This is a genomic window from Mycobacterium florentinum, from assembly GCF_010730355.1.
GTDB classification, from domain to species: Bacteria; Actinomycetota; Actinomycetes; order Mycobacteriales; family Mycobacteriaceae; genus Mycobacterium; species Mycobacterium florentinum.
In genome coordinates this window covers 3,084,940-3,100,400 of the sequence record NZ_AP022576.1, presented here as the reverse complement: position 1 = coordinate 3,100,400, position 15,461 = coordinate 3,084,940, and the positions used below count along the sequence as shown (strand labels likewise).

15 protein-coding genes and 1 tRNA gene are annotated in these 15,461 nt (G+C 67.5%); 10 read left to right on the top strand and 6 right to left on the bottom strand.

Going from position 1 to position 15,461, the window contains the following annotated elements:
• The first annotated feature begins 30 nt into the window (after nucleotides 1-30).
• Nucleotides 31-672 (top strand): S1 family peptidase, encoded by a 642-nt coding sequence (locus G6N55_RS14695; RefSeq protein ID WP_085222596.1) that lies wholly within the window; start codon nucleotides 31-33, stop codon nucleotides 670-672.
• On the opposite strand, the gene G6N55_RS29840 is transcribed toward G6N55_RS14695, so the two are convergent.
• The 4 genes from G6N55_RS29840 to G6N55_RS14680 form a co-directional block, all read right to left on the bottom strand.
• Nucleotides 673-1,227 (bottom strand): adenylate/guanylate cyclase domain-containing protein, encoded by a 555-nt coding sequence (locus tag G6N55_RS29840; protein WP_232079010.1) that lies wholly within the window; start codon nucleotides 1,225-1,227, stop codon nucleotides 673-675.
• A 162-nt stretch (nucleotides 1,228-1,389) separates the two neighbouring features.
• Nucleotides 1,390-1,698: an alpha/beta fold hydrolase gene (locus G6N55_RS29835; protein ID WP_232079009.1), complete on the bottom strand. Its 309-nt coding sequence runs from the start codon at nucleotides 1,696-1,698 to the stop codon at nucleotides 1,390-1,392.
• A gap of 82 nt (nucleotides 1,699-1,780) precedes the next feature.
• A complete protein-coding gene (locus G6N55_RS14685; RefSeq protein ID WP_085222597.1) occupies nucleotides 1,781-2,584 on the bottom strand; it encodes a mycofactocin-coupled SDR family oxidoreductase in 804 nt (267 codons plus the stop codon).
• A gap of 93 nt (nucleotides 2,585-2,677) precedes the next feature.
• Nucleotides 2,678-4,729, bottom strand: coding sequence for a DUF7159 family protein (locus tag G6N55_RS14680; RefSeq protein ID WP_179968153.1), 2,052 nt, complete (start codon nucleotides 4,727-4,729; stop codon nucleotides 2,678-2,680).
• A 219-nt stretch (nucleotides 4,730-4,948) separates the two neighbouring features.
• Between G6N55_RS14680 and G6N55_RS14675 the strand changes: the two genes are divergently transcribed.
• Nucleotides 4,949-5,323 carry a hypothetical protein gene (locus tag G6N55_RS14675; protein ID WP_085222598.1) on the top strand — a complete coding sequence of 125 codons (375 nt, stop codon included), beginning with the start codon at nucleotides 4,949-4,951 and terminating at the stop codon, nucleotides 5,321-5,323.
• Between the two features lie 20 nt (nucleotides 5,324-5,343).
• Here G6N55_RS14675 and G6N55_RS14670 read toward each other — a convergent pair.
• Nucleotides 5,344-5,417, bottom strand: a tRNA-Gly gene (locus G6N55_RS14670).
• 137 nt (nucleotides 5,418-5,554) lie between these two features.
• Here G6N55_RS14670 and G6N55_RS14665 point away from each other — a divergent pair.
• From G6N55_RS14665 to rfbA, 8 genes are all read left to right on the top strand, one after another.
• Nucleotides 5,555-6,202, top strand: coding sequence for a hypothetical protein (locus G6N55_RS14665; protein ID WP_179968152.1), 648 nt, complete (start codon nucleotides 5,555-5,557; stop codon nucleotides 6,200-6,202).
• Nucleotides 6,203-6,236: 34 nt separating this feature from the next.
• Nucleotides 6,237-6,809: a dCTP deaminase gene (dcd, locus tag G6N55_RS14660; RefSeq protein WP_085222600.1), complete on the top strand. Its 573-nt coding sequence runs from the start codon at nucleotides 6,237-6,239 to the stop codon at nucleotides 6,807-6,809.
• A 49-nt stretch (nucleotides 6,810-6,858) separates the two neighbouring features.
• Nucleotides 6,859-9,033 (top strand): DUF7159 family protein, encoded by a 2,175-nt coding sequence (locus tag G6N55_RS14655; protein ID WP_085222601.1) that lies wholly within the window; start codon nucleotides 6,859-6,861, stop codon nucleotides 9,031-9,033.
• 151 nt (nucleotides 9,034-9,184) lie between these two features.
• Nucleotides 9,185-10,732 carry a DUF7159 family protein gene (locus G6N55_RS14650; protein ID WP_428838888.1) on the top strand — a complete coding sequence of 516 codons (1,548 nt, stop codon included), beginning with the start codon at nucleotides 9,185-9,187 and terminating at the stop codon, nucleotides 10,730-10,732.
• 91 nt (nucleotides 10,733-10,823) lie between these two features.
• Nucleotides 10,824-12,149, top strand: a complete 1,326-nt coding sequence (locus G6N55_RS14645; protein WP_085222603.1) for a UDP-glucose dehydrogenase family protein — start codon at nucleotides 10,824-10,826, stop codon at nucleotides 12,147-12,149.
• Between the two features lie 29 nt (nucleotides 12,150-12,178).
• Nucleotides 12,179-12,934, top strand: coding sequence for a maleylpyruvate isomerase family mycothiol-dependent enzyme (locus G6N55_RS14640; protein ID WP_085222604.1), 756 nt, complete (start codon nucleotides 12,179-12,181; stop codon nucleotides 12,932-12,934).
• 52 nt (nucleotides 12,935-12,986) lie between these two features.
• Complete coding sequence (locus tag G6N55_RS14635) at nucleotides 12,987-13,352, top strand: nuclear transport factor 2 family protein (protein ID WP_085222605.1); 366 nt, start codon at nucleotides 12,987-12,989, stop codon at nucleotides 13,350-13,352.
• A gap of 17 nt (nucleotides 13,353-13,369) precedes the next feature.
• Entirely contained in the window at nucleotides 13,370-14,236 is an 867-nt protein-coding gene (gene rfbA / locus G6N55_RS14630) for a glucose-1-phosphate thymidylyltransferase RfbA (RefSeq protein ID WP_085222606.1), read from the top strand.
• Here the strand turns inward: rfbA and G6N55_RS14625 are convergent.
• On the bottom strand, nucleotides 14,187-15,458 hold the full coding sequence (locus G6N55_RS14625; RefSeq protein WP_085223015.1) for a YibE/F family protein: 1,272 nt from the start codon (nucleotides 15,456-15,458) through the stop codon (nucleotides 14,187-14,189). The genes rfbA and G6N55_RS14625 overlap by 50 nt on opposite strands.
• Nucleotides 15,459-15,461: the final 3 nt, after the last annotated feature.

Sequence of the window (15,461 nt, the reverse complement as noted above, 5' to 3'; positions counted from 1 at the left end):
CGCGAGTCGTCGTCCTGATAGAGGAGAGCAATGCCCGCACGTTGGTGTCGAGGAGTTGGTCTGGCCGGTGCCATGCTGATGTGCGCCGCGGGGGTCGCGGGCACCGCGGCAGCCGCGCCGCCTCCCGCGCCGGGGATCCTGGTCAGCGATGGAATCACCAAGTGCTCAACGGGTTTCGCGGCCCAGGGCGGCGACGGCGGCTACTACCTGTTCACCAGCGGGCATTGCGACCATGGCGCGCCGTTTACCTACGACGAGAACGTCCCGCTCGGGCACATCACGGCCAGCGAGATGCTGGGTGACCTCAAAGACGCAGCGATCATCCGTCTTGACCCGGACATCGGTGCACCACCGGGTGGCGTCGGCGGCCAGCGCGTTCGGGGCGTGTTGAGTGCTTCGCAGATCAAGTCGGGCATGCCGTTCTGCAAGTTCGGAGCGATGACCGGTGAGACCTGTGGGTCCGTCAAGAGCATCGACGGCGAGGTCATCGAAGCCAATGTGTTCGCTCAGCCCGGTGACAGTGGCGGTCCGGGCTATGTGAAGAACGCGGACGGCACCGTCACCGCGGTCGGCCTGGTGATGTCCACGTCGTTGGCGGGTGACCCCAACACGACCTACTTCGTCCTGGTGCAGCCACTGCTGGGCAGATGGGGCGTGCACATCGTCGGCTGATTATGGTGTCCGCCCGCCGGGTGTAGTGACCCGGTAGACGTCGACCTCTTCGGGTAGGCCCTTCAGCCGTTGTGGTCCAAGGCTGTCGAAGGCTAGTCCCGAACCGGCGGACAAATCGCGAACGGTCCGACTCGCCAACACCTCACCTGTACCAGCGAAGGCCCCGATACGCGCACCCGTGTGGACGGCCACGCCGCTCCACTCCTCGCCGCGACGCTCGCATTCACCCGTGTGGACGCCCGCGCGGATCCGGATCCCGCGAGTGGCGAGGGCCGGAACCAGTTCCAGCGCGCAGCGGGCGGCCTTGGTCGGGCCGTCGAAGAGCGCGAAGATCCCGTCGCCGGTGTGTTTCGCGCGGCGGCCGCCGTACTTCTCGATTAGCCAGTCGACGGCTTTGTCATGTGCATCGAGCTGGCGACGCCAGTGCGCATCGCCCCGAGCGCTGAGCAGTTCGGTGGAACCGACGATGTCGGTGAAAAGCACCGTTTTGACCAATCGTTCGTCGACGGCGGCACTCGTTGCGCCGCAGACGAAATCGATAATGGCCGAACCCACCGCGTCGTCGAGAGCGAGTGCGGTCCCTGGGGCAGCGTCATGAATTGGGCCCCGGGGATGGCGGCCGCCAGCGCCTTCGCGCCCTCGAATGGGGCCACTCGATCGTCCGGCCTTGCCAGTACCAGGGTGGGGGCCCGGATGGAACCAAGAATGCCCCGAACATCAATCTCCAGGAGTGCCTGCCACAGCCACGCGGCCATCGTCGGGCTCGCGCTCACCCGTTGATACCGCCCATAGAGGTCGCGAAATCCCGGTATGTCGGCCGGTACCCCGTTTGTCCCACACGATCAATTGGGTGGATTCCGCTAGCTGTTCGACGAAGGCCGCGACTGGACTTGTCGGTTCGTCGACGAGGTCGACGTTGCTGAACCAACCGGGGTTCCACACGAGCGTCGTGTCGCCCTCTCCGAACTCGCGATACGCGAGACGAACAGAGCCATTGCGCGCGTAGCGGACCCGGGGGTCGCTCATAGCGACATCTTGGCATCACCGAGTTCGCTGCGCAGGCCATGACGGGAATCGAACCAGCGTGTGCGGGCTTGGGAGCCGAATGTCAGTGGATGCGCGCGCTGCCGCCGAGGCCGATCTCCAGCACGCTTCCGGTGATGACGCCGGGATCGGTGACCAGGTACAGGACACCGCGACTGACGTCCTCGGGTTGCAGCCAGGGTTGAGGTATCGGGTTGGCCCGCATCATCCGGCGCACCAGATCGTCGGGGATGTCGTCGCCGCCGGCGGGTTGCACCATCGGTGTTTGGGTCGTGGTCGGGCAGACGACATTGATCGTCACGCCGTCCTTGGCGACCTCCAGGGCGGCGGATTTCGCGAGGCCGATGACACCCCACTTGGTGGCGTTGTAGGCGGCGAGCTCGGGGATGCCCATCCGGCCGCCCATCGAGGAGGTCACGACGATCCGTCCGAACTGCTGGCGTCGCATCACCGGAATGGCGGCCCGCAGGGTGTGAAATGCGCCGGTCAGGTTCGTGTCGATCAGCTGTTGCCATATGACGTCGCTGACGTCTTCCAGCAGCCCGGTGCTGACGATTCCGGCGTTGGCTACGACGATGTCGAGGCTGCCCATGTCGGCGACCGTCTGCTTGATCGCCGCGCCGACCGCGGCCGAATCGCGCACGTCGAGGGTGAGCGGTAGGCATCGTCGGCCCAGCGCCTCGACCAGCTTCGCCGTCTCGCGTAGGTCGTCCTCGGTGCCCAGGGGGTAGGTCAGGTCCGTCATCGCGTCGGGGGCATCGGCGGCCACGATGTCGGCTCCCTCGGCCGCTAGCGTCACCGCGTGTGCGCGTCCCTGTCCTCGAGCCCCCCCGGTGATGAAGGCCACGCGTCCGTCCAAAGCACCCATAGGGGTAGAAGCTACCTGCAGTTTTGGACGAGGCGCTTGCAGGTCCGGCTTATGCCATGAAATCAGTTGCTGTGGAACATATTTCGGCGCTAGCTAGTGGCCGCCAGTGCTGGAGCTGCCAGAGCTGCTGCTACTGCTGGAGCTGCTGCTCTCGCTGCCGCTGCTCGAGCTGCTGGAACTGCCGGAGCTGCTTTCACTGCCACTGCTCGAGCTGCTGGAACTCCCGCCGCTACTTTCGCTGCCGCTGGAGCTGCTTCCACTGCTGGGGCTACTTCCACCGCTCTCGCTGCCGCCACTGCTGGGGCTGCTTCCACCGCCGAGTTCGGCGCCTCCACTGCTAGAGCTGCCACTGGCAGGCCCACCGCCGCTAGGGGTTTCGCCGCCGCCGCTCGGCGCGCCGCCGCTCGGGCTTTCACTACCGCCGGTTGGCCCGCCGCCCGAAGGCGCACCGGCGGCGGGTGGTGCACTGCCCGCAGGCGGGCTGCTGTTCGGACCTTCACCACCGCTGGTGGGCGCGCCACCGCTAGGGGTTTGACCGCCTCCGGTCGGCCCGCCACTGGTTGGTCCGCCTCCGGTCGGCCCGCCACTGTTTGGTCCGCTGCCGGGAGCGTCGTGGCCGGGACCGGTAACGGGTCCGCCTCCCGCGGGTGGGCCGCTGCTCGGACTGTCACCGCCGCTGGTTGGTCCGCTGCCGGGAGCGCCGTGGCCGGGGCCGCCGCCGTGCGGCCCACCGGTGCCGGGGTTGCCGCGGACCGGGCCCGAGCCGCTAGTCGGCCCACCACCGCCGGAGTTGGGCGGAGGCCCTTGCTCCGGAGGTGGCCGGTGCGGCGGCGACTTGGGTCGGGGGAGGTAAATCGGCGGCCACGAGTGCGGCGGAGCCTCGACCACCGGCGGACTCGCAGGCGGATCGGGCAGCTGAACCGGTGGCACCGGAGCCGGCGCGATCGGCGGGACAAATACGGGAACGGGCATGGCCGGCGCCACGGGAGCCACGGCGGGTGCGGGGACCACAACGGGCGGCGCTGCGGGGAGCGGGGCCGTCGGAGCCGGTGCGACCGGGGGTGGACGCAGCGGCTCCGGCGCCACCATCTTCATCGCGGCCACTTCGGGCGCGGGCAATAGTGCCTGCTGGACGGGGGCGATGATGCCCTGGATCGGGGCGGGCAACGAACCGACCGTCGTGCGAATGCCGAGCGACAGGGCGATCTCCAGGGCCAGCGCCGCGCTGAAGCCGGCTACTGCCACCGCACTTCCGACCAGCAGGCCCGGGCGAGCACGGGGCTCGCTGTCATCCGAAGCGTCCATGACGACGGTTTGGGCATCGGCTTCATCGTCGGTGACGGCGCTGTAGGCGAGGTCGTCCTCGCCCAGCTCGGTGTGGGTGATGCTCAAATATTCGGGCAGGGCAGACACGTCGACCGCCCCCGTGCCGGGGTCCAGTGCGTAGGCCAGTGCGGCAGTCGGCGACGCGAGCGCATTCGCGGACGCCAGGGCCGCGCCTCGGGCAAGTGCTGTCTCCGGTTCCTCCGGCACGTTCACGATGAGCGACGTCGCGTCTTCCAAACCCTGCCTGATCGGGGTGATGTCGACACCGGACCCGACCACGAACAGGCCGCCCGGCGGTATCGGCAGCTCGTCCAGGCCGATGATCAACTCCACCAGTTCCGCCGTGACCGCGGACCCGGTATCCAACTGTTCTTTGCGGACATCGTCGACGGAACCGTCGGAGGTTTCGACAACAGCCAGCGTCGCGGTGTCGGGCTCCACGAACAGCATTGCGGTGCGCTCGTAACCCATTGCGCCGCCGACGGATTGGGTTAATGCGGCCGCGGCCACAAACGCCGAGACCAGCAAGACGTTCTCAATCTTGTGGGCGGCCAGCGCGTCGCGCAGCACTGCCGCTTCTAGCTGGTCGGTGCACGCCACCCCGATCGAGTCCAGTTCGAGCCCGGCGCCGGCCGCGTCCTCACGGGTACACATGATGGCGGCGATCACTCGGTCGGACGCACTGACGGTGGGCGAGTCGTCGGCAGCCGCGATCGCGAACTCGTTCTCGTCGATCGTGGGGCCGTCGGCGTTTTCGCCTTGCAGCATGACCATTTGAACCGAAGCCGGCGCTATCGAAACTCCGAGCACGATGTCCATTGCCCACGCCTCCCGACATCTCGGCGGCCGGCCCTGGTTTGGACCGAAAGAGCCACACGGAGTCGTGAGCCGATCGTCGCTGGGGAAGCTGTGTCAGGGTCCGGCGGATGCTGGGTGCGCGCTATGCGTTTCCAGCCACGTCGATGTTGGGATCGGTAGCGACACGCTGGGGGTGGACTTACCGCGACGAGGTAATTCGAACCACCCGATGGAGTTTCCATGAAGATTGCCGCCATGGCACTTGCCGCTCTTATGGTCGGCACATCGCTTACAGCGAGCACCGCCCAGGCAGACGTGACGGCCGGGCCGGTGCCGGCCCACGTCTATCCGCTGCAGCCACCGCCCGGTCCCGTTGTCGACCCCGATCCGCTGGTGGCGGTGCAGAACTTTCAAGCCCACATCTCCGATTTGCATGACAATTGGGACACCCTGAGCCCGGACGAGCGGAATCGGCGGCTGAAGGCCTTACAACAGGAGGCCCCCCTAGTCGACGCCGAGACTCGCAATCTGCCGCCGGGTCAGCAGCTACAGGTCGAGGGCATGTTGTTGTCGGCGACGCTTCAGCTCGCCGATCTTCTCCGGCGGATGCGATAGCGCGACGCCAGCTGCAATGGTGGAGCCGATGACGGGAATCGAACCCGCGTATTCAGCTTGGGAAGCTGATGTTCTGCCATTGAACTACATCGGCGCGGTTGCCCAAGAAGGCTAGCACCCGGGCGCTCGACCAGCCGCAACAGTCGAATGGCCACGCGGAAATGGGCCTATTCAATGAAATTTAAAATGCTCACATTTATTCTTTCGTTATCATGCCGTAATGTGCCCTGAGTGGGTCGGCACAGGTTAGCCAAGAAGCGGCGGAAATCGCCGGTTGTCCTGGCAGCGATGCTGGCTCCCGCCGCGGTGTTCTTCGCGGTGTCGGGTGATGTCGGCCCATTCGCCGCCCCTGCGGAAGCCAAACCCGTTATTAGTGAGCCCGCGCCGTCGTACTTAGAAATTGTCGCTGCGGCACCGAATATCCCGCATGGCGCGCCCGGCTTGGCAGTCCCCGATGGCCAGCAGGTCGCATCGAGATACCACGTCCGGTCCCGTTTCTTGCCTGTGGGACTCTGCTCCGAGCAGGGCCTGCAAGTGCGGACGATCCTGGCGTCCCGCGCGATCAGTGCCACGTTCCCGCAGATTCACGAAATCGGCGGCGTCCGACCGGATCCGCTGCCCTGGCACCCGCTCGGCCTGGCGCTGGATGTGATGATCCCGGATCCCGGGAGCGCGCAGGGCATCGCGCTGGGCAACGCGATCGTCGCCTACGTGCTGCAGAACTCGAATCGGTTCGGGATGCAGGATGCGATCTGGCGCGGCGTCTACTACACGCCCAATGGTGCACAGACGAGCAGGCTCGGCCACTATGACCACGTCCACATCACGACCACCGGTGGCGGCTACCCCAAGGGTGGCGAAACGTATCTCGCCGACTGAAGGCCGGACCCCGAGCAACCGATAGGCTCGTCGCGTGCTGCTCTCCGATCGTGACCTCAGGGCCGAAATCTCCGCCGGCCGGTTGGGCATCGACCCGTTCGACGACACCCTCGTCCAGCCCTCGAGCGTTGACGTCCGCCTCGACAGCATGTTCCGGGTGTTCAACAACACCCGCTACACCCACATTGACCCCGCCAAGCAGCAGGACGAGCTGACCAGCCTGGTGGAACCCGCCGCAGGGGAGCCGTTCGTGCTGCACCCGGGCGAGTTCGTGCTGGGCTCGACGCTCGAGCAGGTCGCGTTGGCCGACGACCTCGCCGGGCGTCTGGAAGGCAAGTCGTCGCTGGGCAGGCTGGGCCTGCTCACGCACTCGACCGCGGGCTTCATCGATCCCGGATTCACCGGTCACATCACCCTCGAACTGTCCAACGTCGCCAACCTGCCGATCATCCTGTGGCCCGGCATGAAGATCGGCCAGCTGTGCATCCTGCGACTGACCAGCCCGGCCGAACACCCTTACGGCAGTTCGCGAGTGGGTTCGAAGTACCAGGGGCAGCGCGGCCCGACGCCGTCGCGCTCCTATGAGAACTTCATAAGAACTACATAGCTTCGGCAGGGTGCCCGCACAGCGTTTCTGCGGGATTATTAGATAGTCAATGGTTTTTCTCCTCCGCCCGAGCACGGCTCGGCTAGCACCACCTTTGGAGGGGTTGGTTTTGGATATTGTGCTCGGGGTCTCGGTCGCACCGGACTCGGTCCAGATGGTCCTGGTTGAAGGCGAGAACGCTGACGGTGCTTTGGTCGAAGAGGACGAATTCCACTTCGCCGCAACCGATCTCACCGAACCCACCGGTGTCCCCGATCGGGTGATCTCGGCGATCCTGGGTACCCGCGAGGGTGCGGCCGATGCCGGGCTTGAGCTGTCCTCGATCGGGGTGACGTGGACCGACCAGCTGCATGCGGCCGTGCTCCGTGACGCGCTGGCCTCCTACAAGCTCGAGAACGTGATGCTGGTCTCGGCGTTCCTGGCTGCCGCGGCGCTGGGTCAATCCGTCGGCGGGGCAATGGGTTACGAGACCACCGCAGTGCTCTTCGTCGAGCCGGACACCGCGACGCTGGCCGTCGTCGAGACCTCCGACGGGTCCATCAGCGAGTTCTTCAGAGAACAGCTCGACCCCGAGTCCGACGAGGAAGCCACCGCCCAACTCACCGGCCTGATCGGTGGGCTCGAGGAGATGGACATGCCGCCGGGTGGGGTGTTCGTGGTCGGCTCGGGCGTCAACATCGCGGCGATCAAGCCGGCGCTGGAGTCGGCAACCGCGCTGAACGTCAACACGCCGGAAGAGCCCGAGACCGCGCTGGCCCGCGGGGCCGCGCTGGCGTCGGCGAACGCGCCGCTGTTCGCGTCGTCGACTGCCGCGCTGGCGTACGCGCAAGACCCGGGAACCGGTGCCGTCCAGCCGGCCGACAGGCCCGAATACCTTGGCGTGTCCTACCTTTCCGACGCGACGCTCGGCCGCGACGAGCTCGCCTACAGCCTGGTGTCCGACGAGGACGCCGACGCGCCGACAGTCGTGATCGACCCGGCTGACTTCGCCGGGCCGGACGAAATCGAACCTCGCCGCAGGCCGGTGCTGCTGGTCGGCAGTGGGATGGCGGTGGTCGCGATCAGCGCCGTGGTGGCGCTTGAGATCGCACTGGCGATCGGCATCCGCACGACGAACGTGGCGGTGCAGCCCAGTCCCAACCAAAACCTCATCGTGCCAAGCCAACCGGTTCCCGCGCCCCCGCCCGTGCAGGCGTCCGCTCCGAAGCCGAAGTTCAGTCTCCCGGCGCCCGCGGCGGCGCCGATGCCATTGCATCCTGCGTTAGCGGCACCGCTGCCGGCTGCTCCGGCGCCCGCTGCTCCGCCGCCACTGCCCGTGGCTCCTCCCATTGCGCCGGTGGTGCCGGTTCCGGCCGTGGTGCCGATCCCGGCGCCCCAGATCCGCGTGCCTGCCCCGGAGTGGCTGATGACTCCGCCGGTGATCCAGGCGCCACCGCGCGTACTGCCGCCACCTGTAGTGGTGCAGCAGCCGCCACCGGTGCATTTCCCGGAGCCACCGGACTCGGTCCCGCAGTCACCTCCGCATCAAACTCCTCCACAAACTGGCCCGACCAAGCCGAATGGCCCGGGTGGCCATCCTGGTTCGGGTCCCGGTGGTCCCGGCGACGGCATCCCCGGTTCGGGTCCGGGTGGTCCTGGCAGCGGGCATGTTCCGCCGCCTGGTTCGGGTTCGGGTGGCGCCAACGGTGGTGGCCCTGGTGGTCATCCTGGCTCGGGTCCCGGTGGTGGCGGCCACGGTTCGGGCGGCCCCTTCGGGGGCGGACCTAACGGCGGCGGGCCTGGCCACGGCGGCAGTGCTCCGATCGGTGGCGGCCCCGTTGGGGGTGGTCCGATTGGCGGCGGTGGCCACGGTGGTGGACCGATCGGTGGTGGACCGATCGGTGGTGGACCGATCGGTGGAGGTGGCCACGGTGCGGGTGGTCCCTTTGGCGGTGGGCCGTCGGGTGGGCCCATCGGTGGCGGCCCCATTGGTGGCGGGCCGATCGGTGGAGGCAGCCACGGTGGCGGGGGACCGTTCGGCGGAGGCGGCAGGGCGCCAAGCGGGCCTATCGGGGGTGGACCCATCGGCGGAGGCGGCCATTCTGGTGGCGGTCTTGGTGGTGGCGGTTTTGGTGGAGGCGGTGGCCTCGGGGGCGGCGGCTTCGGTGGTGGTCACAGCGGTGGCGCAGGCGGCTTCGGTGGTGGCGGCGGCGGTCACAGTGGTGGTGGCGGCGGACACCATTAGCGATCTCGTTCGAGGCAACTGCATCGGATCACGCGTAAAAGCGGGTCGCTACGGGAATACAGGGTGGGGATTCACGACGTCTCGAGGCAGCCGGAGCCTGTGATGGCGACGTCCTCCGCTGCACTGTCTAGCAAATGACAATGGAGGGGCATTGGACACCGTACTTGGGGTGTCGATGGCGCCGTCGGTAGTCCGGATGGTTCTGGTCGAAGGCGAGAATGGCGATGGCGTCACCGTCGACGAAGACAACTTCGACGTTGCGTCCGACGACGACGCGGCAACGACCAGCGCTGCCGATCAAGTCGTCTCGGCGATCCTGGGAACCCAGGAGGGTGCGGCTCAGGGCGGTTACCAGCTGACTTCGACCGGGGTCACCTGGACCGATCCCATCGAGGCAGCGGCCCTGCGCGACGCACTGGCCGCCCACAAGGTCGAGAATGTGATGTTGGTCTCGGCCTTCCTGGCCGCGGCCGCGCTGGCGCAGGCGGTCGGCAACGAAACCAACTACGCGCAGACCGCGCTGCTGTTCATCGAGCCCGACACCGCGACCTTGGCGCTCGTCGATACGGCCGACGGGTCGATCGCCGATGTGCATCGCCAGCCGTTGGCCGAGGACGATGAGACCGCGGTGGCCCAGCTGGCCTCGATGGTCTCCGAGGCCGAGACGCTGAACACGTGCCCTGGCGCCGTGTTCGTCGTGGGCTCCGGCGTCGATGTTCCGCTGATCAAGCCGGCGCTGGAGGCCGCAACGACACTCCCGCTGGCCATGCCCGAGGAGCCGGACACCGCGCTCGCTCGCGGCGCTGCGCTGGCCTCGGCGCACGCGCCGCTGTTCGCTTCGTCTACCGCCGCACAGGCTTATGCGCAGGACCCGGGCACCGGTGCCATCGCCCCGTTCGCGATTGCCCCCGGATATTTCGACAACCCGGACTCCGGCGACGATGCGCTGGCATACAGCGCTATGCCCGACGACTATGCCGATGCCTACACCGGCCAGCACACCGCTGCCACCTCGCTCGCCGACTATCACGAACGCCGATCATTTGGACTGGTAGGCAGCGTGGTGGCGTCGATCTTCATCGTCGGCGTCGCGGCGCTGGTCGTTTCGCTGGCGATCGCGATTCGGCCGACTGCCGGCGTGAAGCCCGTTCCCAGCCACAACATCGTCGCCCCGGCCACACCGGCGCCCGCGGCTCCGGCTCCCGCGCCCGCGGCACCGGCTCCCGCGCCTGTGGCGGCCCCGATCCCCGCTCCGGCGCCCGTTCCTCAAGCACCCGCTCCGGTCCAAATACCCGACGCCCCGGCGCCGGTCCCGGTCCAGGTGCCGGATGCGCCCGCACCAATACCGGATGCGCCCGCGCCGGTCCCGGTCCCAGCGGCCCCGGCTCCCGCACCCATGGCGCCCATTCCCGTCCCGATCCCGCTGCCGATACCGCCGATTATCGGCGTGCCCGGCGGGCCGTTGGGTCCCGGCGGCGGATTCCCCAACCGAGGCCACGGCGGCGATGAGTTCCCAGGTAACCAAGGTCCCGGCGGCGGACGCGGCGAGTTCCCCGGTGGTGGCGGCTTCCCCGGTGGCGGCCACGGCGGCGGCGGGTTCCCCGGGTTCCCGGGCGGCGGCCACGGCGGCGGTGGCTTCCCGGGTGGCGGCGGTCACGGTGGTTTCGGCGGCGGCCACGGCGGATTTGGTCGCCACTAGGTTTCCCGAGAGCCACCTAGTCACCTCCCGTTTGCCTCCCGATTGACGGGGCGATGCAGTTAGCTCATCGCGGCCACCTACACACGGTGGTATGCGATGCACCGTCTTTGGCACTGGATACCTGGGTGCTACGCACGCAGTCGGGATGGCGGTACTGGGACACGAGGTCGTCGGAGTCGACATCGACCCAGGTAAAGTCGCCAAGCTGGCCGCAGGTGATATCCCCTTCTACGAGCCCGGCCTGCGAGAGTTGTTGACCGACAACCTGGCTGCCGGCAGATTGCGGTTCACCACCGACTACGATTTGGCGGCCGATTTCGCCGACGTGCACTTCCTGGGCGTCGGCACGCCGCAAAAGAAGGGCGAATACGGCGCCGACCTGAGCCATGTCCACGCCGTCATCGACAACCTCGTACCCCGGCTGACCCGCCCGGCCGTGCTGGTCGGCAAATCGACTGTGCCAGTGGGCACTGCGGCCGAGCTCGGGGAGCGCACCGCCGCGCTGGCGCCCGCGGGGGTTGACGTCGAAATCGCCTGGAACCCGGAGTTCTTGCGCGAGGGACACGCGGTGCACGACACCTTGGAGCCGGACCGTATTGTGCTTGGCATCCAACAGGATTCGGTACGCTCGGAGATCGTCATCCGCGAGTTGTACGCGCCAATCCTCGACGCGGGTGTGCCATTCCTCGTAACCGATTTGCAGACAGCGGAATTGGTCAAAGTTTCGGCCAATGCCTTTCTTGCGACGAAGATTTCGTTTATCAACGCCGTCTCCGAGGTGTGCGAAGCGGCGGGCGCCGACGTCACGCTGCTGGCCGACGCGCTCGGATATGACTCCCGCATCGGGCGCAAATTCCTCAACGCGGGCTTGGGTTTTGGCGGTGGCTGCCTGCCCAAGGACATCCGGGCGTTCATGGCCCGCGCCGGCGAGCTGGGCGCCAATCAAGCGCTGACGTTCCTGCGCGAGGTCGACAGCATCAACATGCGTCGGCGCACCAAGATGGTCGAGCTGGCCACCGCCGCGTGCGGCGGTTCGCTGCTGGGCGCCAACATCGCCGTGCTCGGTGCGGCTTTCAAGCCCGAGTCCGACGATGTCCGGGATTCGCCCGCGCTCAACGTCGCCGGTCAGTTGCAGCTCAACGGGGCCGCGGTCAACGTCTACGACCCGAAAGCCCTGGAAAACGCGCGCCGCCTGTTCCCGACGCTGAACTACGCGGTGTCGGTGACCGAGGCCTGTGAGGGCGCGGACGCGGTCCTGGTGCTGACGGAATGGCAGGAGTTCACCGACCTCGACCCGGACGACCTCGCCGACCGGGTGCGGGCCCGCGTCGTCGTCGACGGCCGCAACTGCCTGGATGCCGAGCGCTGGACGCGGGCGGGTTGGCGGGTGTTCCGGCTCGGAGCGCGACGTCCCTGAATCGCACCCCTGGCGAGTAGCCTGATTGCGTGGACTACGCGGCAGCCTTTCTCGACGAAAACCGCGCTTTTTCGGAGCTTTTCCACGAAGTCGACGACTCACACCCGGTGCCGACCTGCCCGGGCTGGAGCCTCAAGCAGCTGTTCCGACATGTGGGCCGCGGCGATCGCTGGGCGGCGCAAATCGTGCGGGACCGGCTCGGCGAACCGCTCGACGTCCGCAGCGTCGAAGCTGGCAAGCCGCCACCGGACCCGGCCGACGCGATCTCCTGGCTGCACGGCGGAGCCCAACGTCTGCTCGACGCCGTCGAACAGTCCGGCGTGGAGACGCCGGTGTGGACCTTTCTCGGTGAGCGCCCGGCGAACTGGTGGATCCGGCGCCGGCTGCACGAAACCTCGGTGCATCGCGCCGACGCTGCCATCGCGCTGGGGCGTGAATTCACCCTCGAGCCCGCTGTCGCGGCCGACGGCATCACCGAGTTCCTGGAGCGGATCGCAATCCAGGCCGGCAGCACCGGCGAGCCGCTGCCGCTCGCGGACGACCAGACCCTGCACCTGCACGCGACCGACCCCGGGCTCGGCGAAGCGGGCGAATGGACGGTTGGCGTCTCGGGCACCGCCATCTCCTGGTCACACGAGCACGGCAAGGGTAGTGCGGCGTTGCGGGGCGCGGCCACCGAACTGTTGCTGGCGATGGCGCGTCGAACTCCGCTCGCAGACACCGGTATCGAGTTGTTCGGCAACGAGGCCGTGTGGCAAAACTGGCTGGAGCGCACGCCTCTCTAGCAACGTCGGGGAAACGAGGTGCTGGGAAGTGGCACACGGTAATTTTTAGGCCATGACCACATCGGAGATTGCCACCGTGCTGGCGTGGCACGACGCTCTCAATGCCGCGGACATCGACACCCTGGCGGCCTTGTCCAGCGACGACATCGAGATCGGTGATGCGCACGGAGCCGCACAGGGCCACGAGGCGCTGCGCACCTGGGCCTCCTCCGGCCGGGCGACCACCGAACTCGGCGAGATGTACGTGCACGACGGTGTCGTGGTCGCCGAACTAACGGGCGACACCCCCGATGCGGCCACCAACACCGCGTTGGCGTTCCGGGTCGTCCACGACCACGTCACTTCGGTGTTCCGTCACCAGGACTTGGCGTCGGCGCTGGCAGCCACCGAACTCACCCGGGCCGACCTCGTTACCTAGGGCTTAGGAGCCACTACATGCGCGGAATCATCTTGGCCGGCGGTTCGGGCACCCGCCTGCACCCGATCACGATGGGCATCAGCAAGCAGCTGCTGCCCGTCTACGACAAGCCGATGATTTACTACCCGCTGTCCACGTTGATGATGGCCGGAATCCGCGACATTCTGATCATCACCACGCCCCACGACGCGGACGGCTTTCGACGGCTACTGGGTGACGGCTCGCAGTTCGGCATCGACCTCAGTTACGTCCAGCAGGAGAAGCCCGACGGCCTGGCACAGGCCTTCGTCCTCGGCGCAAAGCACATCGGCAATGACTGCGCGGCATTGGTGCTGGGGGACAACATCTTCTACGGCCCACGGCTGGGTACCAGCCTGAGTCGCTTCCAATCCGTCAGCGGCGGAGCGATTTTCGCCTACTGGGTGGCCAACCCGTCGGCCTATGGTGTCGTCGAATTCAGCGCCGACGGCATGGCGTTGTCGCTGGAGGAGAAGCCGCAGACGCCCAAGTCGAATTACGCCGTGCCGGGTTTGTACTTCTACGACAACGACGTGATCGAAATCGCCAAGGGATTGCAACCATCGGCGCGCGGCGAGTACGAGATCACCGACGTCAACCGGATTTATCTGAACCGCGGCCAGCTGGCGGTCGAGGTGATGGCCCGCGGCACGGCGTGGCTGGACACCGGGACATTCGATTCATTGTTGGACGCAAGCGATTTCGTTCGTACGCTGGAACGCCGACAGGGACTGAAGGTCGGCGTGCCCGAGGAAATCGCCTGGCGGCAGGGCTGGGTCAGCGACGACGAGCTTGCGAAACGGGCCCATAAGACCGTCAAGTCCGGGTATGGCGGCTACCTGCTGGAGCTGCTGGAACGGGGCTGACGCCAATCGGTTTGGCCAGCACCGCGGCGATCGCCGTCGTCAACGGCACCGACAGTGCCAGGGCGATCCCGCCGACCGCGGAGCGCACGAGCTCGATGGCCACGCTCTCGCTGATCAGCACGTCGCTCAGCGATCGGTTGGCGACGCTGAACAGCAACAGCAACGGCAACGAGCTGCCGGCGTACGCCAGCACCAGCGTGTAGACCGTGCTGGCAATGTGGTCGCGCCCCACCCGAATTGCGCTCAGGAAAATCGCCCGCCGCGAGGTGTCACCGCCGACGTGGGCGAGCTCGAACACGGTCGACGCCTGCGTCACAGTTACGTCGTTGAGCACGCCCAGCGATCCGATGATGAACCCGGCGAGCAGTAGGCCGCTGATCGACACGCTGCCCAGATACGCGCTGACCGCCGAGTTCTGCTCATCCGAGAGTCCGGTCAGATGTGTCAGTTCGATTGCCCCCCAAGACAATCCGGCGGCCAGCAGCAGTGCCGACAAGGTGCCCAGCAGGGCGGCGCTGGTGCGCAGGTTGACTCCGTGCGCGAGATAGATGACCACGTACAGGATCGCGGCCGATGCCACCAGGGCTACCGGAACCGCGGGTGCGCCGTCGCGCAGCGCCGGCAACAAGAAGACCACCAGCACCAGAAACGCGACCACGATGCCGACCAGCGCCAGCAGCCCGCGCCAGCGTGCCACCGCGACAATGACCAACGCGAACCCCAGGGCCAGCGCGACCAGCGACCAGCCGCGCTCGAAGTCGTAGAACGCGTACGTGGTGGCGCCCTGGGCGTCGACCTGCCGCACGACCCGGATGCGGTCATCGGGGTTGAACTGCGGCTGGCCGGGGCCCGGGGAGAACTCCAACAGTGTTTTGGCGCCGGCGTTCGGACCCGAATCGATCGCGACCACTGTCTGGACGCATCGCCCGGCGCCCGGCGTTCCCGGCTGCGGAGTCGTGGTGAGCACCTGACTGGCCGACGGGCTGCCGCAGTCGCCCAACCCGCTGGACAGCACGTGCGCGCGCTCGGTGCTCACCGCCCCGCCGGTCGCGCTCTGATACGGCATCGGGATGTCGACGTGCTGGCGGCTCGGCCACAGCATCGCCGCACCGGCGATCGCGGCGATCCCGATCGCAACCAGCAGCCCCACCACGATCTTGGCGGGCAGCGGCCCCAGCGGGGACGGTCCTGACGACAGGGTGTGCGAGTGCGAGTGGGTCACCCG